The following is a 26,955-nucleotide window of genomic DNA, read 5'->3' as shown; positions in this document are numbered from 1 at the left end:
AAAAGATGCTGACAATTGATGTAAAAAAAGAGAATAAAATCGCTTATATTACGATGAATCGACCAGAAAAACGGAATGCCTTATCTATTGAACTTGTACATGATTTATTGGCAGCATTAAATGATGCAGACCAGGATGAAAATATTCGGGCTGTCATTTTCTCTGGAGCTGGGAAAGGATTTTCAGCAGGCGGAGATTTAGAAACACTCCATCGGCTTGAGAGCCCGGATGAAATACTAAAATATATGAAAAAAGCACTGGAAGTTATACAAACCATACGCAAGATGGACACTTATGTCATCGCAGCTGTTCATGGTTTTGCAGCTGGTGCAGGCTTTAGTATGGCACTGGCAGCTGATTTTATAGTAGCTGACCAAGAAGCAAAATTTGTAAGCAGCTTTTCAAATGTTAGCTTGATTCCTGATCTGGGACTTATTAAAGCATTGAGTGAAAAGCTGCCAAGTGCGATTGTGAAGGAATGGATATCAGCAGCTAAAACCGTTTCAGCAGAAGAAGCAGCCCGTTGGGGAATAGTCAATCGAGTAGTTGGTGGCAATTTACAGGAAGAAGCAGCTGATTTTGCTCAGTTTATTGTTGATGGTCCTCCACTCGCTAATCGTTTTGTTAAGCAAATGGTGAATCACGCAGATCAATTAAATTATGAAACAAGTGATCTGCAGGAAAGTTCTATTCAAACATTATTACTGCAATCAGAGGATAATAAAGAAGGGATTGCAGCTTTCTTTGAAAAGCGGAAACCTGATTTTAAAGGGAAATAAGATAGAGGATGTGGTAATTTGATAGAAAAATACGGTTTGCAGCTTGTGCGTCTTGACCTTCCATTTCGATTGAATCATGTCAATTGCTTTTTAGCGGAGGGGGAAAATGGTTTCACTGTTGTCGATGCAGGGCTTCACAATGAGCAAACAGTTAAACGCTGGGGCATAGAATTAGACCAAAGAAGAGTAACTGATTTAATTATAACCCATTATCATCCAGATCATTTCGGATATGCAGGAGGATTCCAAGAGAAATATGGTGCACGTGTTTCCATGTCACAGGTGGATGCCGAAAATGGGCTGTATGCTTGGGAAGAAGAATTATTAACAACGCTGGAGAAAAATTATGGCTTATCAGGGATTCCCGATGAAGCAGCTCGTGAAATGATAGAAAATACAAGAGACTTTATTCCCCGGGTTACTCCTTATCCAAATGTGGATCATTACCTGAAGGATGGAGAGAAGTTAAAACTCGGAAACTTGGAATACGAGGTTATTTTTACGCCAGGACATTCTGAGGGACTTGTTACATTCTATAATAAAGAAGAGAATATCCTTTTAGGGACAGATCATATTCTGCCAAGGATTACACCGAATATATCACATTGGTTTCATGGGGATCCTAATCCATTAAAAAGTTTCTATCAATCTCTGGACAAAATAGCGGCACTTGAAGTAGACTTAGTGATCCCGTCTCATGGAGACCCCTTTCATAACGGGCATGAAAGAGTTTTAGAACTGAAAGCCCACCATGAAGAACGTCTGGACCAAACATTGGAAATTATTCAAAAGCCATGTACAGTGTATGAAGCATGTGAACTGCTGTTTAATAAAAAATTGACCGTTCATGAAATGCGCTTTGCAATAGGCGAAACCCTGGCACATTTAGAATACTTAAGATTAGAAGGAAAGTGTGGGAGAGAATTACAAAATAATCATTATGTGTATCAAGAGACTGGGATATAACGAATACCAACGCTATAAAAGAAGAACATTATAAGATAGAAAGTATATATAGCGAAATTCTGAAATAAAGTAGTCAGGGGTTTATTTAAAATCCGAACGAATGCAAGGTATCGTTCGGATTTTAATATATTATAATTCATTTGTTCCTGTCTATTACCTTATCTCCACTTTGCACCCCTTCATATGTACAGTGCAGATATATACGGGGCGTACTAGTACTTATAATTTTGAAGCGCTGCGACGGGACCGCCCGTTTTAAGACAGAAAATGCGCTTTCAATATTGTGATTCAAAATTGTTTTACATAAGTGAAAAGTGGTAAGATAGGGGTAGATTCTAGTAAAAATAGGGGGATTGACATGATTAATCATTTACAAGATAAGGTTATATTAAATAATGGTATAAAAATACCGGGCTTTGGACTTGGTGTATTTAAGGTTGAAGCAGGAGCAACAACATACGATACGGTACGTACTGCGTTAAAACTCGGCTATCGTTTAATTGATACAGCAGCTATTTATGGTAATGAAGAAGCTGTCGGAAAAGCAATTCATGACTCAGGAATCCCGCGTGAAGAAATATTTGTTACTTCTAAGGTATGGAATGATGACCAGGGCTATGAAGAGACATTAGCAGCTTTTGACACAACAATGGAAAAACTGGGACTGGAATACCTGGATCTTTATCTCATTCACTGGCCAATAACAGGAAAGTTTAAAGATACATGGCGTGCATTGGAAAAAATTTATCGTGATGGAAAAGTTCGTTCTATTGGGGTAAGTAATTTCCATGTACATCATCTGGAAGAACTGCTGAAGGATGCAGAAGTTAAACCAGTATTAAACCAAATTGAATACCATCCACACCTCACGCAAGAGGATGTTCTCCAATTTTGTAAAGAAAATGCTATTCAAATGCAATCATGGTCCCCATTAAAGCGCGGTGAAATTATTACGGAACCAGTTATTAAGGAAATTGCCGATAAACACGGTAAGACACCCGCTCAAATTGTTTTACGATGGAACCTGCAAAATGGCGTAATTACAATTCCAAAGTCTGTAAAAGAACACCGTATGCAAGAAAATGCAGATATTTTTAATTTTGAATTAACAGAGGATGAGATGGAAAAGCTGAATGATCTAAATAAAAATGAACGTATTGGCTCTAATCCTGATGATTTTTAAGGAGTAGCTTTTAGTACATGAAAAATATAAGTATCTTATTGGTTATTTTGAGTTTTATTTTATCAGGTTGTTTTAACCCGGCCTCTGTTGCTATTGTAGAGGATATGTATACGGAAGCTTTAGTCGAAAATGATGAAGGGGTAATGTCTTATTTCGGTATGTCTTATTTAGAAGCACATCCAATAGAGGAACTTGCAGATGAATTGGCAGAGCAGGTGCGCTATGCTCAAGGAGTGAAGCTATTAAATATCGTCGAGGTAAGACAAAATCAATTAAATTCCGAAATAGTTGCAGATTTGGATGAAACCTATCAGGACGAATGGCATTTTATTGTATTAGATGCTCCTGATGAACAAATCATGACATGGGTTGTATTAAAAACAGCCAGTCAATATGAGATTGTTGATGGAGAATTAATTTCGATTGAAGAATATCAAGAAGATGTGTTGAAATAGCAGGATTAAGAGTAAAGAAGAGTGCTTCCTATAGGGAAGCACTCTTCTTCTTTTATATTGTAAGCTTTTCAAAACACCTTCAACTCTACTTTTTTAACAAACTTCGTCAAATTATTCCCTGGGAAATAATTAGGATGGAAAATTAGATTAAAAATGGATTTTAAAGGAAGGTATTCCTCATTTATATTTTTAACTACTGATTGTGTAATAGCTATGCGTCTTCATCATTAAGTTTAGTAATATCAAAGTAATGTTAAATCTCTGTCCAGCATAGGATGTATAAATCGCTGCTAAGATGGAGGGAGCATATATGGATATTTTAAATAAAGTTCGAGCGTACCGAGAAGAGGAAAATAGTTTACGATGGGAAGGCAGTTTTGCGGAGTATTTGGAAATTCTGAAGGAAAGACCTGAGGTTGCGCAGTCAGCTCATTCCCGTGTATATAATATGATTAAAGAGCATGGATTTACAGAAGAAAATGACAGGAAAACCTATCATTTTTTCGGGGATGACATTTTTGGTTTGGAGCATGCGATTGAACGACTTGTTGAAGAATATTTTCACCCTGCAGCGAAACGATTAGATGTCAGAAAGAGAATTTTACTATTAATGGGCCCTGTAAGTGGTGGAAAGTCAACGATTGTGAACATACTGAAACGCGGATTGGAAGAATATTCACGTACCGATTCTGGAGCAATTTATGCGATTAAAGGCTGCCCAATGCATGAGGATCCGCTTCATCTCATTCCACCTCACTTGCGTAACGACTTTTATGAAAGTTATGGAATTCGAATTGAAGGCAGTTTATCACCATTAAATACTATGCGGCTGGAAAAGGAATACGGCGGTAAAATTGAAGATGTGCGGATTGAGCGAATCTTTTTCTCAGAAGATAAACGGGTAGGGATTGGCACCTTTAGTCCATCAGATCCTAAATCACAAGATATTGCTGACCTTACAGGGAGTATTGATTTTTCAACTATTGCGGAATTTGGTTCAGAGTCAGATCCGCGTGCTTACCGCTTTGATGGAGAATTGAACAAGGCGAACCGCGGAATGATGGAATTTCAGGAGATTTTAAAATCGGACGAGAAATTTCTTTGGCATTTATTGTCCCTGACTCAAGAAGGGAACTTTAAAGCTGGAAGGTTTGCCCTCATTTCGGCAGATGAAATGATCATTGCCCATTCAAATGAAACAGAATACCGCTCATTTATTGCGAATAAAAAGAATGAAGCACTGCATTCGCGAATCATTGTCATGCCAATACCTTATAATCTTCGTGTCAGTCAGGAAGAAAGAATTTACGAGAAGATGATAAAGGAAAGTGATATTGCAGATGTGCATGTTGCACCACATGCCTTGCGAGTAGCAGCAATCTTCTCCATACTAACCCGTTTGAAGGAATCTTCCAAACAAGGAATTGACCTTGTGAAAAAGATGCGTCTCTATGATGGGGAGAATGTCGAAGGTTATCACCAAGTCGATATGGAAGAATTGCGAAGAGAGCATGCCGATGAGGGAATGGATGGAATTGATCCGCGTTATGTCATTAACCGAATCTCATCAGCAATCATACGTAAGGAAGTGCCATCAATCAATGCGCTGGATGTTTTGCGTTCCTTGAAAGACGGACTTGATCAGCATCCATCGATATCTTCAGAGGAAGCTGAAAAATATACGAATTATATTGCGGTTGCCAGAAAAGAATATGATAATATTGCAAAAAATGAAGTACAAAAAGCGTTTGTTTATTCTTATGAAGAATCTGCAAAAGCATTAATGGATAATTATCTGGATAATGTGGAGGCATATTGTAATAAAAATAAGCTGCGTGACCCATTAACTGGTGAGGAAATGAATCCGGATGAAAAGCTGATGCGGTCAATTGAGGAACAAATTGGAATCTCAGAAAATGCGAAGAAAGCCTTTCGTGAAGAGATTCTTATTCGATTGTCAGCATATGCCAGGAAAGGGAAGCGATTTGATTATAATTCACATGAACGCTTGCGTGAAGCGATACAGAAGAAATTATTTGCAGATTTGAAGGACGTCGTAAAAATTACAACGACTTCCAATACACCTGACGAATCACAGTTGAAGAAAGTAAATGAAGTCATTGCGAGATTAATTGATGAGTATGGCTATAATTCTACGTCTGCAAATGAGCTGCTGCGCTATGTTGGCAGTTTGCTGAATCGCTGATTTCTTTAAAGTCCTGTGTGTGCATCGATTAGCAGGCACATTATCCTCTCAAATAAATATGATATTTTAAATAACCTTTGCACAGCAAGAAAAATAAGGAGGATTAGGATGGGGGAAAAACCTAACCAAGAATTTATTGTTTCTAAAGAAAATTGGTCACTCCATCGTAAAGGCAATCAAGATCAAGACCGCCATCTTGAAAAGGTGAAAGAAGCGATAAAAAATAATCTGCCTGATCTAATTAGCCAGGAAAATATTATTATGTCTGACGGAAAAAATATTGTAAAAATCCCCATCCGTTCCTTGGATGAATATAAAATACGTTATAATCACGATAAAACAAAGCATGTAGGGCAAGGTGACGGGGAAAGTCAGGTAGGTGACGTCATTGCAAGAAGTCCAAAAAAGGGTGACGGAGAGGGTGGGGCGGAGAAGCCTGGTGATCAGCCTGGAGAGGACTATTATGAAATAGAGGTTTCTCTGGCTGATATTGAAAAGGCACTGCTTAAAGAACTTGAGCTGCCGAATATCGAGGAAAAAGAAAGTGGCGAGCTGATTACTGAGAATATCGAATTTAATGATGTCCGCAAAAAAGGCCTGATGGGAAATATTGATAAGAAGAGAACAATCTTATCGGCATTGAAACGCAATGCATCAAAGGGTAATGCTAGTATTACACCAATTTATAATGATGATCTCAGATTTAAAACCTGGAATGAATCAGTGAAGCGTGAATCTAAAGCAGTCGTACTCGCCATGATGGATACGAGTGCATCGATGGGAACGTTTGAAAAGTATGTGGCAAGAAGCTTTTTCTTCTGGATGGATCGATTTTTGACAACGAAATACGAAACAGTAGAATTTGAGTTTATTGCACACCATACCTTGGCTAAAGTTGTATCAAAAGAAGACTTTTTTTCAAAGGGAGAGAGTGGCGGAACGATTTGCTCATCTGCTTATACAAAGGCACTCGAATTAATTGAAGAGAAATATCAACCTTCCCGCTATAATATTTATCCAATTCATTTTTCTGATGGGGAAAATATTACTTCAGACAATGCGAAATGCTTAAAGCTTGTTGATGAGCTTCTGCAAGTCTCACAAATGTTTGGCTATGGTGAGGTGAATAGCTATAATCGTTATTCGACACTGATGAATACGTATCGGCCAATCGATCATCCTAATTTTCGTTATTATGAGCTGCGTGAAAAGAACGATGTTTATCCCGCATTGAAAAGCTTTTTTTCGAAACAGGAAACGAGGGAGGGTTCTCGTTGACAGAGAGTAAAGAATTAGCTTTGGCAATTGACGAAATTACCGAGATTGCAGCAGGATTTGGATTGGACTTCTATCCCATGCGCTATGAAATCTGCCCTGCTAATATAATTTATACTTTCGGGGCGTATGGGATGCCGACGAGGTTTAACCATTGGAGTTTTGGAAAGCAATTCCATAAAATGAAACTGCAATATGACCTTGGGTTAAGCCAGATTTATGAACTTGTTATTAATTCTGATCCTTGTTATGCTTTTTTACTTGATACAAATACACTTGTGCAAAATAAAATGATTATCGCACATGTGCTGGCACATTGTGATTTCTTTAAAAATAATATTCGTTTTTCCAATACGCGCAGGGATATGGTGGAAAGTATGACGAGAACTGCGGAACGGATTTCTGCTTACGAAATGCGTTATGGGAAAAAGGAAGTGGAGGCTTTTTTAGATAGTGTCTTGGCAATACAAGAACATGTGGATCCGTCATTAATGCGCCATGTTACTGTTGATTCTGAGGAAGATGAAAAAGTTGAATATATGCGAAAACCTACACCATATGACGACTTATGGGATCTGGATGAAGCAGAAAAAAACAGACCGATAATTAAGAAAGAAAGAAAGAAGTTTCCTAAAGAGCCTGAGAAGGATTTGCTTTATTTTATTGAACAGCACAGCCGGGAACTAGACGAGTGGCAGCGTGACATTTTGACAATGCTGCGTGATGAGATGCTCTATTTTTGGCCGCAGCTTGAAACAAAAATTATGAACGAAGGCTGGGCATCATATTGGCATCAGCGGATTATGCGGGAATTGGATTTAACGACTGACGAGGCTGTGGAATATGCCTCTTTAAATGCAAGTGTACTGCAGCCTTCAAGGACGTCGATTAATCCGTATTATATGGGCATAAAAGTTTTTGAGGATATTGAAAAACGATATGATCATCCGACTGAATCAATGCAGAATCAAGGGATAAAGTCAGGGTCTGGCCGTAATAAGATGTTTGAAGTGCGTGAGGTAGAGTCTGATATTTCCTTTATCCGGAATTATTTGACGAAGGAAATTGTTGAAGAAGAGGATATGTACTTGTTTGAAAAGAAAGGCCGGGATTACCGAATTTCAACGAAAGATTATGAATTAGTTCGTGACCAGCTCGTTTCAATGCGAGTGAATGGAGGTTTTCCTTTTATCACTGTAGTTGATGGAGATTATCAACGGAATGGGGAACTGTATCTCTTGCATGGCTATGAGGGAATTGAACTTGATCTGCCATATCTTGAACATGTTTTGCCATATGTGTATAAATTATGGGGAAGGCCTGTGCATATCGAAACAATTGTAGAGGATCGCACAGTTAGATTTACTTGTAATGGTGGAGAAGTGAAGAAAAAATTGCTGTAAAAAAAGTGGGACACCAGGTCTGTCCCGATATTAATCGGGCGAAACCATGGTGTCCCACTTTTTTATGTACCAGCTGTCGCAGGCATTGTGGTCAGAGCCTGGAAGTGGTTCTTTGAGCTGGACGAATCCGAATTTTAAATAAAGCTGATTTGCCGCGTGGAGTGCATCAAATGTTTCGAGGTAGCAGCATGTGTAATTTTCTCTTGCAAATGTCAGCGCTATTTTCATTAATTGTTTAGCCAGCCCTTTACCTTGTGCCTCTGGTGCAAGGTAAAGCTTTTGTAATTCACCTACTCCATGCTGTTCCCCAAATGGTCCGATGCCAACTCCGCCAACAGCTTCGTCGTGTTGATTGGCAACCACCCAGTACTTTGCATTGGTTTGTGCTTGATAATAGGAGGATAATTGTCCAAGATGCGGGTCGAAATAAGCTGTCCCAGGAAGATTAAGCTTTACGGATTCCAGTGAGGATTTAATGATCTTTTCGATATGTTTATCATCTTTTGTTTCGATTTCCCGAATGTACATTTCCCTGCCCCCAGATCAAGTGTATATGGAGTGGGCAAGAATACCCGCTCCTTTACTGTTTTTCTTTAAAAAATTCATAAAGTGATTTTAATGAATTAGGATTAAGCTCAATATCATTTTCATAAGCATACCTAACCGCATAGCCAAGTGCGAGCGTCATGCCGCCTGCGATACTGCCGCCAGCAACAGAGCCTGCGCCAGGAACAAGTTTGATTATTTGACGGAAAAGTGTTTTTCCGATATTACCTGTGATTGTTGCGATAATCAATTCTTTGGCTTTAGCTTTTGACAGCGGTTTTTCATATAGAGCTGCTAACTTGACCATTAATCCAACCTGAATACCGGTTAAGGGAACAAAATCTGAACCAGGAATTGGCGCTGCTCCAACTGCAGTTGCAGAGCCTGATGCTGCCAGAATCCATTTATTCGCTGTAGAAGTTTTTTCCTTAATCAATCTTGCAAATTGAATTTCTTTATGCTTTTTTTTCAGAATATCCAAAACTTCATTTCTCAATTTATCGATATTTTCTCCGGTTCTTGAGGATATTGGCACCACCTTGAACCGGCCGCCCGTGTGCTCTTTTACATAGGTCACCAGGCCAGGAATATCATCTGCGGCATCAATCTTATTTAAAACAAAAATGATATCTTTATTTGTTTTTTTGATTAATTCGAAGGACTTTCTCTCGCCTTCAGACAGAACTGTTCCGGCAGCATTTAAAAAGAATAAAACAATATCTGCCTGTTTATAAAATTGCAGGGTTTCTTCAGAGTTTTTTACATGAATATCATCTAAGCCAGGTGTATCGACAAAGATGATTTTATCGCGATATACGTAGCGGTCAATACCAGTTGTTTCACCAGGTCTTGCCCCGACTTCAGCTACTTCATCACCGATTAACTGATTAATTGTTGAGGATTTCCCAGTATTTACATCACCAATCATTGCAAATAAAATCTCTTTATCGAGCTGTGCGTTTACTTTGTCTGTTTCTTGTTCAAATGCCTGATCAAAGTCTTTTTCATTGTAGTGTTGCATGTGAACCACGCTCCTTGCCAACATCATATCAAAATTATTGTAGTTTGAATAGAAAAAGTGAAAATAGCTGTCGAATACTGTATACCCTAAAAATACTGTCAGTAAAAATTAAAAAGTGCTATCCTTTTCTAAAGGAGGAAGTTAAATGAATATTATTGATACACATTGTGATGCCTTATTTAAACTGCAGCTGGGAAAGCGCGGAAAGGTTTTTGATCATATACCCGATTTTCATGATGCACCTGAACTGCAGACAAACTTTAGCCGGTTACAGGCTGGAGGAGTGAAAGTGCAGTTTTTTGCGATTTTCATCCTTCCTGATGTGCCGACCAATGAACAATGGCAGCATGCACTCGAGCAAGTGGATCTCTTTTATACAGAAGTACTTGGAAAAAACCCTGCAATGAAACATATTAAAAACGTTGAAGAAATTAGAGAATTACAATCCGGGGAAATTGGGGCAGTTTTGACTTTAGAAGGAGCAGATTGTATTGGTAATGATTTGACGAAGCTGAAAACTTTGTACAGATTAGGTGTACTATCGGTTGGACTGACCTGGAATCCTGCAAATCTTTGTGCAGACGGAGCAGGGGAACCAAGGGGCGGGGGTCTGACAGTATTAGGAAAAGATGTTGTACAGTTGAATAATGAGCACCAGATTTTAACAGATGTTTCCCATTTGTCAGAGCGTGCTTTTTGGGATGTTATCGAGACTGCTGCTTATCCATTCGCCAGTCATTCTAATGCCCGAAGGTTATGTAATCATCCAAGGAATCTGACTGATGAACAAATTACTGCTCTCATTGAAAAAGATGGAGCACTGCATGTTGTTTTTAACCCGCCCTTTATCAATGAAGGAAGTACAGATGCGAAAATAGCTGACTTAATTCGTCATATTGATCATATCTGCATGCTGGGCGGAGAAAAACATATCGGATTTGGTTCTGATTTTGACGGAATTGAGAATTTTATTGATGGGTTAGAAAATGCAGCACAATATCCAAATTTGATCAATGAACTGTTAAAGCATTATCCGGAGGAAACAGTAAAAGGGTTTGCATTTAAAAATTTTATGAATCATCTGCCTGAATAAAGAACGTGGAAGCCGCGGGTTTTTCTTTTCCCACAGCTTCCACGTTTTTTATTATCATCCATGTAAATGACTATATGGCTTTGTCATACTGATAAGTTGCACCTTATAATTTTTGGCCATAATATTTGTCAATTGAGAATCCGCGCCCCAGGATTTCTGACGCGTTGATGAATATGACAAATGCATTTGGTGTTTCTTTTTGCAGTGTTTTCTTCAACTCTACAGCTTCTGGCTGCTCGGTTACACAAAGAATCATTGTTTTATCCTGGTTCGAATAGCCGCCGACACTGCGCACTTTTGTTAGTCCGCGGTCAAGTTCATTACTTATAATAGTTTGAATCTTTTCTTCTTCATCGGTAATAATTAGGATTAGCTTCGTTGCTGCTGTACGAAGCTGAACAAAATCAATTGCTTTGCTTGAAATAAAGATGGCCATTAAAGCAAATAAGGTTAATTCAAAACTGAAGACGACAATCGAAGTAATAACGACAACCCCGTCAACGATTAATTGTGAATAACCGCTCGAAATTCCTGTAAACCGTTTTACAATTTGTGCAATCGCTGCTGTTCCTCCGGTTGAGCCATTTCCTTTATAAACAATTCCTAGACCAACACCCAGGATAATACCCCCGTAAATCGCACCTAGCAGTGGATTGGTTACAGTAAAGGGAATGTCCTCTGTTAAATAAATAATAAATGGCACCCAAAATGTTCCGAGCAATGTTTTAACACCGAAGTCTTTACCCATTGCAATCCAGCCGATAATGAAAATGGGGACATTAATTGTAAATTGAGTGAGAGCAGGGCTTAGCTGATATACCTCATTAAGAATAGTACTGACCCCAGAAATACCACCAGCAGCAAGCTTTGCTGGGAGTAAGAATACATTATATGTAACACCAACAATAGAAGCCCCGATAATAATATATATGTACTGCATCAATTGACTTTTTGAATTCATTTCCAATATTCCTTTCTATAAAAACTGCACTTATTACTTTACCATTAATAGGGACAGAAGGACAGACCCTAAGTTATTGAAACCGGATTCCGGAAAAGTAGCAAATAATACAACTTTCATATAGTAAAATACAGCAGCAATACGATTATCCCCTAGCATCGAAAAGATATATGACTTTGGTAAATGTGATAGATTTCATAATAAATTAATGAAAAGTAGATAAAAAAGCTAATAATCTTAATACGGAATAACTCTGTTTTTTCTGGACAAATGCCGTTCTCGTTCTCATAGACAGTTTCACCGCTTATCTTGGTGGCACTGTCTTATAGAGGTCTTCTAATAGACAGTTTCTCCACTTATCTTGCTCCGACGGGCTTAGAGAATAGTTCTAACCCCCCGTTAAAGAACAATCCTGATAACTTCGGGCAGAGAGAAAACTTATCAAAGACGGTTTTATATTGTCTAAGAGCAATTTTATTAATAACGGTTTTTCAAATGTCCGGTATCTTTAGGATAAAAGCTATTTTGAACTAAATTACTCAGCAATCTACTTAAAATATCGAGCGTACCCATGTTATTATTTGAAGTTTGTGAACAAATTTTACCTGTCCGAAATCCAAGCTGTGTGTAATAAATATCTTTTAAATAAAATTTGTTAAAAAACTATGACAAAATCATGCTTTTCCCCTGATAAGTGATTGATATCACTTGGAAACTCAGAATATTGTTCTACAATGAAAATGCAATAAACTATGAGAGGGGATAGACCACATGTTTAATCGCGACTATAATGAAAACCCGTTTATTGTTATTTGGGAATTGACCCGTGCTTGTCAGCTGCATTGCCTGCATTGCCGAGCGGAAGCGCAGTACCATAGACACCCATTGGAGTTAACGTTTGAAGAAGGAAAGAAACTAATAGATGATATATATGAAATGGATAATCCAATGCTTGTGTTTACAGGAGGAGATCCACTGGAGCGTCCGGATGTTCTTGATATTGCAGAATATGCCATCAAGAAAGGGATACGTGTATCGATGACACCTTCTGCAACACCAAATGTTACGAAAGAAGTCATGCAAAAAGCAAAGGAGATTGGACTTGCGAGATGGGCATTTAGTATCGATGGTCATTGCAAGGAGGTTCATGATCATTTTCGCGGCACGGAAGGTTCCTTTGATTTAACAATGAATGCGATAAATTATCTAAATGAATTAAATATGCCGCTGCAAATAAATACAGTTATTTCACGATATAACTACGAACACCTGGATGAAATGGCAGAAATGGTAGAAAAATTAAACTGTGTATTATGGAGTGTATTTTTTCTTGTTCCAACAGGGCGCGGGAAAGAAGAGGATATGATCTCACCTGCAGAACATGAGAAGGTATTCAGATGGTTGTATCAATTGTCCAAACGTGTTCCTTTTGATATTAAAACAACTGCAGGTCAGCATTATCGACGTGTCGTCATTCAACAAAAAATGCGTGAAAACAGAGGAATGAGTGATAGAGAGCATATTTTCTATGAAGATGCTATCAACCATGGAAAAACAGGACAAATTGATGGGTTAGGCCGTGCACCTAAAGGTATAAACGATGGCAATGGGTTTGTATTTATTTCACATACAGGTGATGTGTATCCAAGTGGACTATTGCCAATTCGTGCTGGGAACGTCCGTCGTATACCTCTTGCGGAAATTTACCGAGAATCCGAAGTCTTTAAAAATTTACGCAATCCAGATAAGTATAAAGGGAAATGTGGTGTTTGCGAATTTCGGCATGTTTGTGGAGGGTCCAGGTCACGTGCATATAATGTGACAGGCGATTATATGGAAAGTGAGCCTTACTGTGTCTATATTCCGAGAGCGATGCGCCAGCGCAGAAAAGTAAAAAACGGATACTTAAATAAAAAATAGTCGATTTTGTGAATCAAGTTTTATAAAGTGTTATTATAAAGGAAAACAGCTAACAAATAGGTGTTAGCTGTTTTCAGCACGGAAGTGTATAGATTATTCTATCTTCCGGTTATTGTTTTATTTTTGTTTTTTCTGCAATTGGTTCATTCCAGTTGAATGGGTCTTCGATTTTTCCGTACTGGATGCCTGTGATTGTGTCATAGATTTTCTTGGATAAAGCTCCCGTTTTTCCGCCGTTAATTGTGTATTCTTTACCGTCCCAGGCAAGCATGCCGATAGGTGAAATGACGGCAGCAGTTCCTGAACCAAAAGCTTCTTCAAGTTGACCGGATTCATGAGCTTCAGCGATTTCCTCCATACTGATTTGCCTTTCTGTAAAAGGAATCTCCCAATGCTTCAAGAGTTCGATAACAGAGTCGCGTGTTATACCGGCGAGAATGCTTCCGTTCAGCTTCGGTGTAATCACTTCTCCATTAATTTTGAAGAATACGTTCATGCTGCCTACTTCTTCAATGTATTTCTTTTCTACACCATCAAGCCAGAGCACTTGTGAATAACCTTCTTTTGCACAAACTTCTTGTGCTTTCAAGCTGGCAGCATAGTTACCTCCAGTTTTTGCTTCACCTGTTCCGCCTTTCACTGTACGGACAAATTCACTTTCTACTGCAATTTTTATTGGATTGATTCCTTCTTTGTAATAAGAACCTACAGGGGAAAGTATTGTAATCAGTTTATAATGCTGGGCTGGCGCAACACCGAGAAAAGGCTCTGTTGCAATAATAAATGGGCGAATATAGAGTGAAGTGCCTTCTGCATCCGGTACCCAGTCTTGGTCAATTTCTATTAGTTTTTTAACTGCTTTTAAGACGAATTCTTCGTCAATTGGAGGAATAACGAGACGATTATTTGATCTATTTAAACGTTCGAAGTTTTTTCTGGGGCGAAACAACTGTACATCGCCTTTTTTAGTGCGAAAAGCTTTTAATCCTTCAAAAACCGACTGTCCATAATGAAAAATCATTGAGGAAGGATCGACCATGATATGTTGATATGGCAGAATCGCTGCGTTATGCCATCCAATTGGTGCGGAGTAATCCATTACAAACATGTGATCTGTAAATGTTCTGCCAAATTCTAATTGATCTGTCTTAGGTTTCTCTTTCAATGCTGTACTCATCTCAACGTGAATTGACTGTTCTTCCATATCGCTATCTCCTTATTCTGAAAAGTTTCTCTTTATCATAATTGATATTGAATTTTTAGGCAAGTGTATTTTTTACATTTTTTCGCAGATGGAAAAAGTTTCATGCTGAAGAGCGGTCACTTATATGGATGGTGACAATCCCATTTTCTAATGATAAATTAGAGCTAGCATAAAGAATCAGGGGGGATTCATTTTGATAAAAACAATAATATTTGATTTGGATGATACGTTGCTTTGGGATGAAAAAAGTGTGAAGGATGCATTTGAGCAAACCTGTCAAATTGCAAGCGAGCGCTATGATGTTGATCCAGTTCGACTAGAGAAAGCTGTCAGGGAAAATGCAGCAAGGATATATGCAATGTATCCTACATATGAATTTACAAAAATGATTGGGATTAATCCATTCGAAGGGCTATGGGGTGAATTCCCTGATCAGGGCGGTGAATTTCCTGCTCTAAAAAAAATTGTCACGGATTATAGGAAAGATGCCTGGACTGCGGGGCTAAAAGATATGGGAATTGACGATGAAGCGTTTGGCTATGAGCTGGGTGATGCATTCCCGAGAGAAAGAAGAAAGACTGCTGCGCTTTACAATGATACGATACAGCTGCTTGATGCTCTGAAAGGGGAGTATGAATTGCTTCTTCTTACAAATGGTTCTCCAGCACTGCAAAATATCAAACTTGAATTAACCCCAGAACTAGTAGATTATTTTAAGCACATTGTTATTTCAGGTGATTTTGGCAAAGGAAAACCTGATCAGTCAATTTTTGAACATGCACTCGAACTGATAGGATCAGACAAAAATGAAGTACTGATGGTAGGAGATAATTTGAATACGGATATACTCGGGGCTAACCAAACAGGAATTCCGTCTGTCTGGATTAATCGGAAAAACAGCAAACCAAATGAAGTAAAAGCGACTTATGAAATCAGAAATCTAATGGAACTGATTCCGTTGCTTGATAAATTGAACTAAAGCACAGCAGAAAAAAATATTTTATTTGAAGCTGAAAGTAATAAATTTAAACAAAAATATAACACCAGCTTTACCTATTTACCAATCATTTAAGCGATAAAGTGCTGCATAAAACTATGCAGCATTTTTCTTTTCTAAATTACAAAAATGAAAATAATACATTGAAATATTCGAAAATTAATCTTATAATGATTCGAAAATGAAAGGTGGATCACTCAATGACGAAGGACTTAAGAATAAAAAGTCATGCATTCGATGGCAAAATGCGCGCGCCAAACCGTGCGATGCTGCGTGCAGTAGGCTTGACAGACGAAGATTTTACCAAACCAATGATTGGAGTTGCAGACACGGAAAGTGACGTTACTCCATGTAACGTCCACCTCGGATCGCTTGCTAAAAGGGCTAGAGAAGGAGTAAGGGGGGCAGGAGCGGTTCCATTTTTATTCCATACGATTACCGTATCAGATGGAATCTCCATGGGGACACCGGGAATGCGTTATTCTTTACCAAGCCGCGACATTATTGCTGACTCCATCGAAACAGTTGTAGGTGCAGAAAACTTTGATGGATTAGTTGCTTTTGGAGGCTGTGATAAAAATATCCCCGGCTGTATGATTGCTATTGCGAATGCTGAAATCCCCTCTGTTTTCGTATATGGCGGAACAATCGCACCAGGTAATTTGAACGGAAAAGATATTGATCTCGTTTCTGTATTTGAAGGCGTTGGTAAAAATAATAACGGAGATATCAGCGACAATGAGCTAAAAGCAATTGAATGTGCTGCATGTCCAGGTGCAGGTTCTTGCGGCGGAATGTATACAGCTAATACAATGGCTGCTGCCGTTGAAGCACTGGGTATGAGTCTGCCAGGAAGCTCTTCACATCCAGCAGAGTCAAATGAAAAACGTATTGATTCTGAAGCGGCTGGACAAGCTGTTTTAAATCTCTTGGAAAAAGGCATTTATCCAAAGGATATTATGACAAAAGAAGCTTTTGAAAACGCAATTACAGTTGTTATGGCTTTGGGAGGATCCACAAATGCGATTCTTCATTTGCTGGCGATCTCTCATGCAATTGAAGTTGATTTATCGATTGATGATTTTTCACGGATTCAGAAAAAAGTGCCGCATCTGGCAGATTTAAAGCCAAGCGGAAAATATGTTTTCCAAGATCTCTACCGTGTTGGTGGAGTTCAAGCAGTCATGAAGATGTTGTTGGAGGCAGGGTACTTACACGGAGATTGCTTAACAGTTACAGGAAAAACGCTGGCTGAAAATCTGGAAGAGGCTCCTTATCTTACAGAAGGTCAGGATGTCATCATGCCATTTGATAATCCGAAGCGTAAAGATGGACCGTTAATCGTCCTGAAAGGAAATCTATCACCAGAAGGATCAGTTGCTAAAGTTTCAGGAGTGAAGGTATCCATTCATACAGGACCTGCACGTGTCTTTAATACAGAAGAAGAAGCGACTGCTGCAGTGATGAATAATGAAATTAAAGAAGGCGATGTCCTCGTAATTCGTTATGTTGGTCCTAAAGGTGGACCTGGTATGCCTGAAATGCTCTCTATTTCTAGTATTCTAGTAGGTAAAGGACTTGGAGAAAAAGTTGCATTGCTGACGGACGGACGTTTCTCAGGAGGTACGCATGGACTTGTTGTAGGACATATTGCTCCAGAAGCACAAGTTGGCGGACCAATCGCATTTCTAAAAGAGGGCGACCTCGTTACTGTTGATACCGAAAAAATGGAGCTCTCCTTCAATGTCACGGAAGAAGAAATAGAAAACCGGCGCAGTGCATGGATCGCACCACCACTATATAAAAAAGGTGTCTTAGGAAAATACGCACATAACGTAACAAGCGCGTCTAAAGGCGCAGTAACAGACTACTTAAACCGTTAAAAAATAACTCGGGAATCCATCCCGAGTTATTTTTTTTGACAAATTTAGATACGTTTTTAGTACAATCCGCTGCCTCTCTGCTTGAACAAACTCGAATCCAACTCAAACGGTATCACATTACTAAACTATAGCCATCCCCACATTTCACTCATTCTGACGGCTATTGACCCCATTAAAAGTTTAGTCAGTCGCATTTAATTTAAAAATCAAATAAATTAAAAAATAATTATAAAATATTCTATTCAAACTAATGCATGATGATACAAGCGATGTAAGCGCCAACAATTTGTTGGATTTATCAAAAGTATCGAAAAACTTTAAAAAAGGGTGTTGACGACTTGAAATAAAAGTATTATGATAAACGGCAATATCATCAACAAACATCTACAAGGCTTCAGCACATGTATAAAACGTGCATAAGCTTAACTGAAGAATTCTTAATACTTAAATTAAATAATTAAACACGATGACGAGAAAAAAGGAACATGGAATGGTATTCACAGAGAGCTGGGGTTGCTGAAAGCCCAGAAATGCCAATTGTTCTGACATCATCTCTGAGTGCTTAGCTGAAAAGTATTAAATGCTGATTAGGCTAGGCCAGGTGCAGCATATTGTACCTGTTATCCAATCAGGCTTTAGGCGGTTGTTCAAAAAGTCCGGTAAAAATGACGCTTCTCGGTTATTTTAATCCTCCTTTTTGAAAACTCACTTATTGTAAGCCTGATGAGGCAGTATTCGTAAGGATGCTGTAAATATGGGTGGTACCGTGAAAAGCAGACTCTTTTCTCCCCAATATTCTTGCTGCAAGCAGGTTTATTTTACTGGGAGAAAAGAGTCTTTTTATTTTTTAAATCAAGTTATGAAAAAATGAGGGAGGTTATACGAATGGCGGTAAAAGTGAAACAAATGGCGGAGGTTGGAAAGGAGTTCGTAACAGGAGCTGATTTGCTCATTGATGCTTTGGTAGAAGCGAATGTCGAAAAAGTCTTTGGTTATCCTGGTGGTGCTGTTTTACCGATTTACGATGCGATGTTCCGCCATGACTTTCCTTTTGAGCATATTCTATGTCGCCATGAGCAAGGAACAATTCATGCGGCTGAAGGGTATGCGAGAGTGACAGGGAAACCTGGTGTGGTGATTGCAACATCAGGACCTGGTGCAACAAATCTAATAACCGGAATCACGGATGCAATGATGGATTCCCTGCCAATAGTCATTATTACCGGGCAGGTTGGGCAAAGTGTCATTGGAACAGATGCTTTTCAGGAAGCGGATGTCCTGGGACTCACTACACCAATAACAAAATACAATTATCAAGTACAGGATGTAAAAGATCTTCCGCGGATTGTGAATGAAGCCTTTTACATCGCTGCAACTGGAAGGCCTGGACCGGTGCTTATCGATATACCAAAGAATATCTCTGCTGAAGTGTCGACTGGAAACTATGATAATACCTTTCATGTACCAGGTTATCAGCCAACAGTTGATCCGAATCCGAATCAAATCCAAAAGCTGGGGAGATTAATTGAGGAAGCGGAAAGACCTGTTCTCTTGGTTGGCGCAGGAGTACTATTAGCGGATGCAGTAAAACCATTAAAAAAGTTTGCTGAAAAGTATGAGATTCCAGTAGTGAATACATTGTTGGGGTTAGGAAGCTTTCCTGGTGAACATCCGTTATTTCTCGGAATGGGCGGTATGCATGGCACCTATACAGCAAATATGGCAATCTATGAAGCTGACTTATTAATTAATATTGGTGCACGGTTTGACGACAGACTCACTGGTAAACTAGCTAACTTCGCACCTGGAGCAAAGGTAGCACATATTGACATTGATCCAGCAGAGATCGGAAAAATCATTCGTACGGATATTCCAATTGTTGCTGATGCAAAGCAGGCCCTTGAAGCTTTATTAGCGCTTGAAATTCAAAAACCAAAACTCGTTGATTGGCTTGCAAAACAAATGGATAACAAGAAACATTTTCCTTATTGGTATAACCAAGATGAAGAATTAATCTCACCACAATGGCTTATTGAACAAATTTGTGATGTTTCTAAGGGGGAAGCCATTGTAGTTACAGACGTTGGCCAGCATCAGATGTGGGCGGCACAGTTTTATTTATTTAATAAGCCGCATAATTGGATTACATCAGGCGGACTAGGGACGATGGGCTTTGGCCTGCCAGCCGCAATTGGTGCACAAATTGGCAGGCCAGATGATCAGGTTATTGCAATTCTTGGTGATGGCGGGGTGCAGATGACTATTCAGGAATTAGCAGTCATCAATGAGCGAAAGCTCCCAGTAAAAGTATTTATCATAAACAACGAGGCACTCGGTATGGTGCGGCAGTGGCAGGAAGAATTCCATGGTGAACGATATTCCAGCTCATTGCTTACTAAAAATCCTGACTTTTTAAAAATTGCAGAAGGTTATGGCATCCGCAGTGTAAAAGTAGGGAGAGAGAAGGATGTTCCAGAAGTATTAGCAGATGTTCTTGCCTATGAAGGTCCAGTGGTTGTTGATTTCAGGATTGACTGGAGAACAAAGGTGATGCCAATGGTTGCACCTGGAAAAGGAATAAATGAGATGGTGGGGGTGAGGGCGTGAAACGAATTATAACCTGCACTGTACAAAATCGTGGAGGTGTACTAAACAGAATTACCGGAATGTTTTCAAAACGGCAGTTTAATATTGAAAGCATAACCGTCGGAGAATCCGAATTAAACGGTCTTGCTAAGATGACATTCGTCGTTAATGTGGAGGATGAACAAAAGTTAGAACAATTGACAAAACAGCTCCATAAACAAATTGATATTTTAAAGGTATCCGACATTACAGAGAAATCGATTGTTGCACGTGAACTCGCCCTAGTGAAAGTAACAGCAGGCTCCCAGGCCAGAGCAGAAATACAAGGAGTAATTGAACCTTTTCGCGGCACAGTTGTAGATGTTGGTAAAGAAACAATGACAATTCAGGTGACTGGAAAACCAGAAAAAATCGATGCCTTTATTTCTTTATTAAAACCTTATGGGATAAAGGAAATTGCAAGAACAGGCGTGACAGCCTTGCAGCGAGGACAGCAGTCAGGGCAGCAGCTCGTAGAAGTAAGTTCATTTACTATATAAAAAATCAAAAATTACTGAGAGGAAGATGGATAATGGCGAAAGTTTTATATGATAACGATATTAATAACGAGGTATTGGAAGGAAAGAAAATTGCAATTGTTGGTTATGGATCACAAGGTCATGCACATGCACAGAATTTAAGAGACAGTGGGTATAATGTGATTGTCGGCTTGCGTCCTGGAAAATCGGCGCAAAAAGCAGAGGAAGATGGTTTCCAGGTTACCCCTGTTGATGAAGCAGTAAAGCAAGCAGATGTCGTAATGGTTCTGCTTCCAGACGAAAGACAATTAGAAGTGTATGAAGAAAGCATTAAACCAAATCTCGAGGCTGGTAATGCATTAGCATTTGCGCACGGTTTTAACATTCACTTTTCACAAATCGTACCACCGGAAAATGTAGATGTTTTCTTAGTAGCTCCTAAAGGACCGGGCCATCTAGTACGCCGAACTTATGTAGAAAATGAAGGTGTTCCAGCCCTATACGGGGTATATCAAGATTCAACAGGCAAAGCAAAAGAAATTTCACTTGCTTATGCGAAAGCAATTGGAGCAGCTCGTGCAGGTGTTCTTGAAACAAGTTTCCAAGAAGAAACGGAAACAGATCTATTCGGTGAGCAAGCAGTACTCTGCGGCGGAGTAACCAGCTTAATCAAAGCAGGATTTGAAACATTAACTGAAGCGGGCTATCAGCCAGAAGTTGCTTACTTTGAGTGTCTTCATGAAATGAAACTGATTGTTGACTTGCTTTATGAGGGTGGATTTGAAAATATGCGTTATTCCATTTCGGATACAGCACAATGGGGAGATTTCGTTTCTGGACCACGGGTAATCAACGAAGAAACAAAAGCAAGAATGAAAGAAATTCTCACAGATGTTCAAACAGGAGCATTTGCTAAGGGTTGGATTTTAGAAAACCAAGCTGGTCGTCCACAATTTAACGCGATTAACCAAGCTGAAAATAAACATCAGATTGAAACTGTAGGAAGGGAGCTCAGAGACCTCATGCCTTTTGTAAAACAGCCGATCCAAAAACAACAAGTACAGCAAAAGGAAGTGAAGGAATATGTCAAGAATTAAAATATTTGATACTACCCTTAGGGATGGAGAACAGTCACCAGGAGTTAACTTAAATCATCTGGAGAAGTTAGAAATCGCAAAGCAGCTTGAACGCTTTGGTGTAGACCGGATGGAGGCAGGATTCCCTGCTTCCTCCAAAGGCGATTTTAACGCAGTGAAGGCAATCGCAGATACAATCGAGACGACATCTGTCACTGCCTTGGCGAGAACTGTAAAATCAGATATTGATATTGCTTGGGAAGCATTAAAAGGTGCAAAGAAACCGGCGATTCATTTATTTTTAGCAACATCACCAATCCATATGGAGTTCAAATTGCGTAAAACAGCAGAGGAAGTAATTCAAACTTCAGTAGAAATGGTGCGCTATGCAAAAGAGAAATTTGATGATGTTCAGTGGTCAGCAGAAGACGCTTCACGGTCCGATTTGGAATTTCTAGCTGAAATTATTGAAAAGGTAATCGACGCCGGAGCAACCGTGATTAATCTTCCGGATACGGTTGGCTATACAACACCAGCAGAATATGGGCACATGTTTAAATATATAAAAGACAATGTTCCAAATATTGATCAAGTAGCACTTTCCTGCCATTGTCATAATGACCTTGGAATGGCTGTTGCCAATTCAATGGCAGCGGTCGAGAACGGTGCAACCCAGGTGGAAGGAACGATTAATGGAATTGGGGAGCGTGCGGGAAACGCTTCACTCGAAGAAGTGGCAGTTGCACTGAAAATCCGCTCCGATTTTTATCCTTATGAAACTGGGCTTGTACTAGATGAAATTAAACGAACAAGCGATTTAGTGGCAAAGCTGACAGGCATGCATGTGCAAGCGAACAAGGCAATTGTTGGCCGTAATGCATTTGCCCATGAATCAGGAATACACCAGGATGGTGTATTGAAAAACGTTGAAACCTATGAAATTATCACACCAGAGATGGTTGGTGTTCATACAAACACATTGTTCTTAGGAAAACACTCAGGCCGTCATGCATTTAAAGGCAAAGTAGAAGAGTTTGGTGTTCAATTATCTGATGAAGAATTACAGGATGCTTTTAATCGTTTTAAAGTATTGACGGATTATAAAAAAGAAGTTACAGATGATGATATTTATACTTTGTTGATGGAAATTAAAACAGATTCAGCACAAATTGAAAAATATCAGCTTGACAGCTTCCAGGTTTACTATGGAACAGGCAATACGCCTACAGCTGTTGTGAAAGTAACATCACCAGATGGTGGACATCTTGAAGCAGCTCAAACTGGAAGAGGCAGTGTCGAAGCACTTTACAAAACAATTGAAAGTTTAATTGCAGAGGAACTGAATCTGATAGATTATCAGCTGAACTCTGTTGGCGGCGGGAAAGATGCCTTGGCAGAGGCTTATGTGCAAATGAGTGTAAATGGAGAAGTCATGAATGGCCGCGGCTCACATCAAGATGTTTTAATGGCATCAGCAAATGCATATTTGAATGCTGTGAATCGTTATATTCTAAAGCACAGCACTGCAGGAAAGAAGGAAAAGGTTGTTCAATAATTGAAATGAATCGTTATTGCTTTTAAACTACAGAGAGGGGATCCAACCATGAAAAAACAAATTATTATGCTGCCAGGTGATGGTATTGGTAAGGAAATTATGGATGGTGCGAAACAGATTTTACAAACGATTGCACAGGAATATAATCATACATTTTCATTCCATGAATATGCAATTGGTGGATCCGCCATTGACCAATACGGTGTACCGCTGCCAGATGAAACAGTTGAGGCATGTCAAAATGCAGATGCAGTTCTTCTTGGTGCGGTGGGTGGTCCAAAATGGGATAGTGTACCAGTGCACTTGCGTCCAGAACAAGGCCTATTAAAAATTCGTAAACAGCTCGGTTTATTCGCCAATTTACGTCCGATTAAAATATACCCCTCTTTATTGCACGCTTCTCCACTTCGCGAAGAAGTTGTGAGTGGAAGTGATATTTTAATCATCAGAGAATTAACTGGCGGCCTTTATTTTGGAACACCGAGTGAACGCCGAAATAATGGGAACTCTGTTGTAGATACACTAAGCTATGAACGATATGAAATGGAACGTATTATCGAGAAAGCTTTTAAAACAGCACAGACGCGGAGGAAGCATCTGACATCTGTTGATAAAGCGAATGTATTAGAATCGAGCAGAATGTGGCGGGAGATTGTGATAGAAAAAGCACGGGATTATCCGGATGTGACCGTTGAACATTTATTAGTTGATGCAGCGGCAATGAAGCTGATTACTGATCCAAACCAATTTGATACAGTTGTTACTGAAAATTTATTTGGTGATATCTTAAGTGACGAAGCTTCCGTAATTACGGGATCATTAGGTATGCTCCCGTCAGCAAGTGTCCGATCAGATGGACTTGGGCTGTATGAACCAATCCATGGGTCTGCACCAGATATCGCTGGAAAAGGAATCGCAAACCCGCTGGGCATGATTTTATCTGCAGCCTTTATGCTAAGGAACTCTTTTGGTCTTGAGGAAGAGGCAAATGAAATTGAAAGAGCTGTAGATGAAGCACTTACTGCCGGGTTCCACACTCCAGATTTGAACGTCAAGGATGGAATGAAAGTGACAACGAAAGAAATGACAGAAGCTATTTTAGAAAATCTATCGACTAGAAGCATATCGGACAGTATTTGTCATATGTACGTATAATGGGAATTTTAATAGTCTGTTGAAGATATAGCAGCATTTTTTAATAGAATATAAACGGAGATTTGTGTAAAAGTGTATCGTGAGGTGAGAAAGATGGGGAAGCCAGAAACTATTATTCAAAAAATTTGGGAGAAGCACGTTGTCCATCGAGAGGAAGGGAAACCGGACCTCCTCTACATTGATCAGCATCTTATCCATGAGGTTACGTCACCACAGGCATTTGAAGGATTGCGCTTGAATAATCGCAAGGTGCGTCGCCCAGATTTAACATATGCAACAATGGATCATAATGTTCCTACGAAAAATAGGGAGGTCGTGAAAGATGAAATTTCCCGTAAGCAAATGGAAACCTTAAGAAAAAACTGTGAGGATTTCGGTATTAAGCTCGCGGATATGTTTCATCCGGATCAAGGAATTGTGCACGTGATAGGGCCTCAGCTTGGCTTAACCCAACCTGGAAAAACAATTGTATGCGGTGATAGCCATACTTCAACACATGGAGCTTTTGGAGCACTTGCATTTGGAATTGGAACAAGTGAAGTTGAACATGTTTTAGCGACACAGACAATATGGCAAGAACGCCCAAAATCATTAAATGTAAAGATTGAAGGAGATCTTGGTCCAGGAGTGACAGCAAAGGATTTAATTTTGGCGATTATTGCAAAGTTTGGTGTTCGCTTCGGTACTGGCTATGTTATGGAATATACGGGTGATGTAATTCGCAGACTTTCGATGGAAGAACGCATGACAATTTGCAACATGTCTATTGAAGCTGGTGCAAGGGCTGGATTAATTAGTCCAGATGAAGCTACAGTAGAATACTTGCGCGGCAGAGAATATGTTCCGCAGGGAGAAGCATTTGATGAACTTAGTGAAGAGTGGCTCTCACTTGCAACAGACGCGGGAGCGAACTATGATCATACCGTTGTTATTGATGCGGGTGAAGTAGAACCACAGGTTACCTGGGGTACAAATCCAGCTATGTGCGTTCCAGTTAGTGGTGCAACTCCGTATATTTGTGATTCAGTGAACAGTGACGAAGTACAGCGAGCGTTGGAATATATGGGGCTTGAAGAAGGACAGCCGATTACTTCTGTTGAGATTCAGCATGTATTTATTGGGTCATGTACAAATTCTCGTTTAAGTGATTTAAGAAAGGCATCGAGAATTATTGATGGAAGAAAAGTAAAGGAAAATATTAGAGCAATTGTTGTACCTGGTTCATTCAGTGTAAAGCTGCAAGCAGAGGCTGAGGGTCTTGACAAAGTCTTTAAAGAGGCTGGCTTTGAATGGCGAGACTCTGGATGCAGTATGTGTTTAGGGATGAATGATGATATTGTACCACCAGGAGAACGCTGTGCTTCTACTTCGAATCGTAATTTTGAAGGGAGACAGGGCAACCGTGCCAGGACCCATCTTGTTAGCCCGGAAATGGCAGCAGCTGCGGCAATTGAAGGGCATTTCGTAGATGTCCGTAATTTTGCAGGAGTACCGAGCTAAAGAGGAGTGAGTCATATGGAAGCGATAGAACAGCATAAAGGGTTAGCATTTCCATTAATGAGAGCGAATATTGATACAGACCAAATCATCCCAAAGCAATTCTTAAAACGGATTGAAAGAACTGGATTTGGACAATTTCTTTTCTATAATTGGCGTATTGGTGATGATGGCGAACTGCGAAATGATTTCAGTTTGAACGCACCAAAATATAATGGGGCATCTATTCTGCTGGCAGGCGAAAATTTTGGCTGTGGTTCGTCAAGAGAACATGCACCTTGGGCCTTGCATGATTACGGCTTTAAAGTAGTGATTGCTCCAAGCTTTGCCGATATCTTCTATAATAATGCATTAAAAAATGGCATGATTCTCGTAAAACTGAATGAAGAACAAATTAATGAATGGGCAAGAAGAGCCGAAGAAGATACGTTTCATTTAGATGTAGATTTAGCGAAACAAACAATTAAGGATGAAACTGGAAAAATAGTAGCGTTTGATATTCCTGTCTACCACAAAGAGAAACTAATGAATGGCTGGGATGATATTGCCTTAACTTTGCTGCAGGAAGACAAGATCATGACATACGAACAACAAAAGTGATTATAATAGAAGGGATAGGAAATTTGGATAATAAAAATCCTGTTTCTTCTATAATATAGAGATAAAAAATATGGTA

At 39.4% G+C, this 26,955-nt stretch carries 22 protein-coding genes; 18 read left to right on the top strand and 4 right to left on the bottom strand.

Annotation, left to right across the window (positions count from 1 at the left end; all coding sequences use genetic code 11):
- Positions 1–5: 5 nt before the first annotated feature.
- The 7 genes from NST93_RS09690 to NST93_RS09660 all read left to right on the top strand — a co-directional run bounded on the left by NST93_RS09690 (position 6) and on the right by NST93_RS09660 (position 8,267).
- On the top strand, positions 6–779 hold the full coding sequence (locus tag NST93_RS09690) for an enoyl-CoA hydratase/isomerase family protein (protein ID WP_405103558.1): 774 nt from the start codon (positions 6–8) through the stop codon (positions 777–779).
- An 18-nt stretch (positions 780–797) separates the two neighbouring features.
- Positions 798–1,745 carry an MBL fold metallo-hydrolase gene (locus NST93_RS09685; protein ID WP_405103556.1) on the top strand — a complete coding sequence of 316 codons (948 nt, stop codon included), beginning with the start codon at positions 798–800 and terminating at the stop codon, positions 1,743–1,745.
- Between the two features lie 358 nt (positions 1,746–2,103).
- The gene (locus tag NST93_RS09680) at positions 2,104–2,928 is read left to right on the top strand and encodes an aldo/keto reductase (protein ID WP_405103554.1); all 825 of its coding nucleotides are present in this window, start codon (positions 2,104–2,106) and stop codon (positions 2,926–2,928) included.
- 17 nt (positions 2,929–2,945) lie between these two features.
- Positions 2,946–3,383 carry a hypothetical protein gene (locus tag NST93_RS09675; protein WP_405103552.1) on the top strand — a complete coding sequence of 146 codons (438 nt, stop codon included), beginning with the start codon at positions 2,946–2,948 and terminating at the stop codon, positions 3,381–3,383.
- 310 nt (positions 3,384–3,693) lie between these two features.
- Entirely contained in the window at positions 3,694–5,589 is a 1,896-nt protein-coding gene (locus NST93_RS09670) for a PrkA family serine protein kinase (RefSeq protein ID WP_405103550.1), read from the top strand.
- 108 nt (positions 5,590–5,697) lie between these two features.
- The gene (gene yhbH, locus NST93_RS09665) at positions 5,698–6,867 is read left to right on the top strand and encodes a sporulation protein YhbH (RefSeq protein WP_405103548.1); all 1,170 of its coding nucleotides are present in this window, start codon (positions 5,698–5,700) and stop codon (positions 6,865–6,867) included.
- A complete protein-coding gene (locus tag NST93_RS09660; RefSeq protein ID WP_405103546.1) occupies positions 6,864–8,267 on the top strand; it encodes a SpoVR family protein in 1,404 nt (467 codons plus the stop codon). Before yhbH ends, NST93_RS09660 begins: the two co-directional genes overlap by 4 nt.
- 30 nt (positions 8,268–8,297) lie before the next feature.
- Here NST93_RS09660 and NST93_RS09655 read toward each other — a convergent pair whose 3' ends face one another.
- The gene (locus NST93_RS09655) at positions 8,298–8,795 is read right to left on the bottom strand and encodes a GNAT family N-acetyltransferase (protein ID WP_405103544.1); all 498 of its coding nucleotides are present in this window, start codon (positions 8,793–8,795) and stop codon (positions 8,298–8,300) included.
- Between the two features lie 52 nt (positions 8,796–8,847).
- Positions 8,848–9,834: a YcjF family protein gene (locus NST93_RS09650; RefSeq protein ID WP_405103542.1), complete on the bottom strand. Its 987-nt coding sequence runs from the start codon at positions 9,832–9,834 to the stop codon at positions 8,848–8,850.
- A 145-nt stretch (positions 9,835–9,979) separates the two neighbouring features.
- On the opposite strand from NST93_RS09650, the gene NST93_RS09645 reads away from it, so the two are divergent.
- Positions 9,980–10,927: a dipeptidase gene (locus NST93_RS09645; protein ID WP_405103540.1), complete on the top strand. Its 948-nt coding sequence runs from the start codon at positions 9,980–9,982 to the stop codon at positions 10,925–10,927.
- A 103-nt stretch (positions 10,928–11,030) separates the two neighbouring features.
- Here NST93_RS09645 and NST93_RS09640 read toward each other — a convergent pair whose 3' ends face one another.
- Entirely contained in the window at positions 11,031–11,888 is an 858-nt protein-coding gene (locus tag NST93_RS09640) for a YitT family protein (RefSeq protein WP_405103538.1), read from the bottom strand.
- 771 nt (positions 11,889–12,659) lie between these two features.
- On the opposite strand from NST93_RS09640, the gene NST93_RS09635 reads away from it, so the two are divergent.
- Positions 12,660–13,808: a TIGR04053 family radical SAM/SPASM domain-containing protein gene (locus tag NST93_RS09635; protein ID WP_405103536.1), complete on the top strand. Its 1,149-nt coding sequence runs from the start codon at positions 12,660–12,662 to the stop codon at positions 13,806–13,808.
- Between the two features lie 109 nt (positions 13,809–13,917).
- Here NST93_RS09635 and NST93_RS09630 read toward each other — a convergent pair whose 3' ends face one another.
- Complete coding sequence (locus tag NST93_RS09630; RefSeq protein WP_405103534.1) at positions 13,918–15,012, bottom strand: branched-chain amino acid aminotransferase; 1,095 nt, start codon at positions 15,010–15,012, stop codon at positions 13,918–13,920.
- A 193-nt stretch (positions 15,013–15,205) separates the two neighbouring features.
- On the opposite strand from NST93_RS09630, the gene NST93_RS09625 reads away from it, so the two are divergent.
- From NST93_RS09625 to leuD, 9 genes are all read left to right on the top strand, one after another.
- Positions 15,206–15,991 (top strand): HAD family hydrolase, encoded by a 786-nt coding sequence (locus tag NST93_RS09625; RefSeq protein WP_405103532.1) that lies wholly within the window; start codon positions 15,206–15,208, stop codon positions 15,989–15,991.
- Between the two features lie 218 nt (positions 15,992–16,209).
- Positions 16,210–17,892, top strand: coding sequence for a dihydroxy-acid dehydratase (ilvD, locus tag NST93_RS09620; protein ID WP_405103530.1), 1,683 nt, complete (start codon positions 16,210–16,212; stop codon positions 17,890–17,892).
- A gap of 885 nt (positions 17,893–18,777) precedes the next feature.
- The gene (ilvB, locus tag NST93_RS09615; protein ID WP_405103528.1) at positions 18,778–20,499 is read left to right on the top strand and encodes a biosynthetic-type acetolactate synthase large subunit; all 1,722 of its coding nucleotides are present in this window, start codon (positions 18,778–18,780) and stop codon (positions 20,497–20,499) included.
- On the top strand, positions 20,496–21,017 hold the full coding sequence (gene ilvN / locus NST93_RS09610; protein ID WP_405103526.1) for an acetolactate synthase small subunit: 522 nt from the start codon (positions 20,496–20,498) through the stop codon (positions 21,015–21,017). Before ilvB ends, ilvN begins: the two co-directional genes overlap by 4 nt.
- A 14-nt stretch (positions 21,018–21,031) precedes the next feature.
- Complete coding sequence (gene ilvC / locus NST93_RS09605; protein ID WP_405103816.1) at positions 21,032–22,093, top strand: ketol-acid reductoisomerase; 1,062 nt, start codon at positions 21,032–21,034, stop codon at positions 22,091–22,093.
- Positions 22,080–23,627, top strand: coding sequence for a 2-isopropylmalate synthase (locus tag NST93_RS09600; protein WP_405103524.1), 1,548 nt, complete (start codon positions 22,080–22,082; stop codon positions 23,625–23,627). Before ilvC ends, NST93_RS09600 begins: the two co-directional genes overlap by 14 nt.
- Positions 23,628–23,675: 48 nt before the next feature.
- Positions 23,676–24,782 (top strand): 3-isopropylmalate dehydrogenase, encoded by a 1,107-nt coding sequence (gene leuB / locus NST93_RS09595; protein ID WP_405103522.1) that lies wholly within the window; start codon positions 23,676–23,678, stop codon positions 24,780–24,782.
- 93 nt (positions 24,783–24,875) lie between these two features.
- Positions 24,876–26,282, top strand: a complete 1,407-nt coding sequence (gene leuC / locus NST93_RS09590; protein WP_405103520.1) for a 3-isopropylmalate dehydratase large subunit — start codon at positions 24,876–24,878, stop codon at positions 26,280–26,282.
- Positions 26,283–26,297: 15 nt separating this feature from the next.
- Complete coding sequence (gene leuD, locus NST93_RS09585) at positions 26,298–26,879, top strand: 3-isopropylmalate dehydratase small subunit (protein ID WP_405103518.1); 582 nt, start codon at positions 26,298–26,300, stop codon at positions 26,877–26,879.
- The last annotated feature ends 76 nt before the right edge of the window (positions 26,880–26,955 follow it).

It is taken from the genome of Oceanobacillus sp. FSL H7-0719 (genome assembly GCF_045040795.1).
Classification (GTDB): domain Bacteria; phylum Bacillota; class Bacilli; order Bacillales; family Amphibacillaceae; genus Oceanobacillus.
Note: the sequence above shows the minus strand (reverse complement) of the source record. Positions and strands in the feature narration are given on the sequence as shown.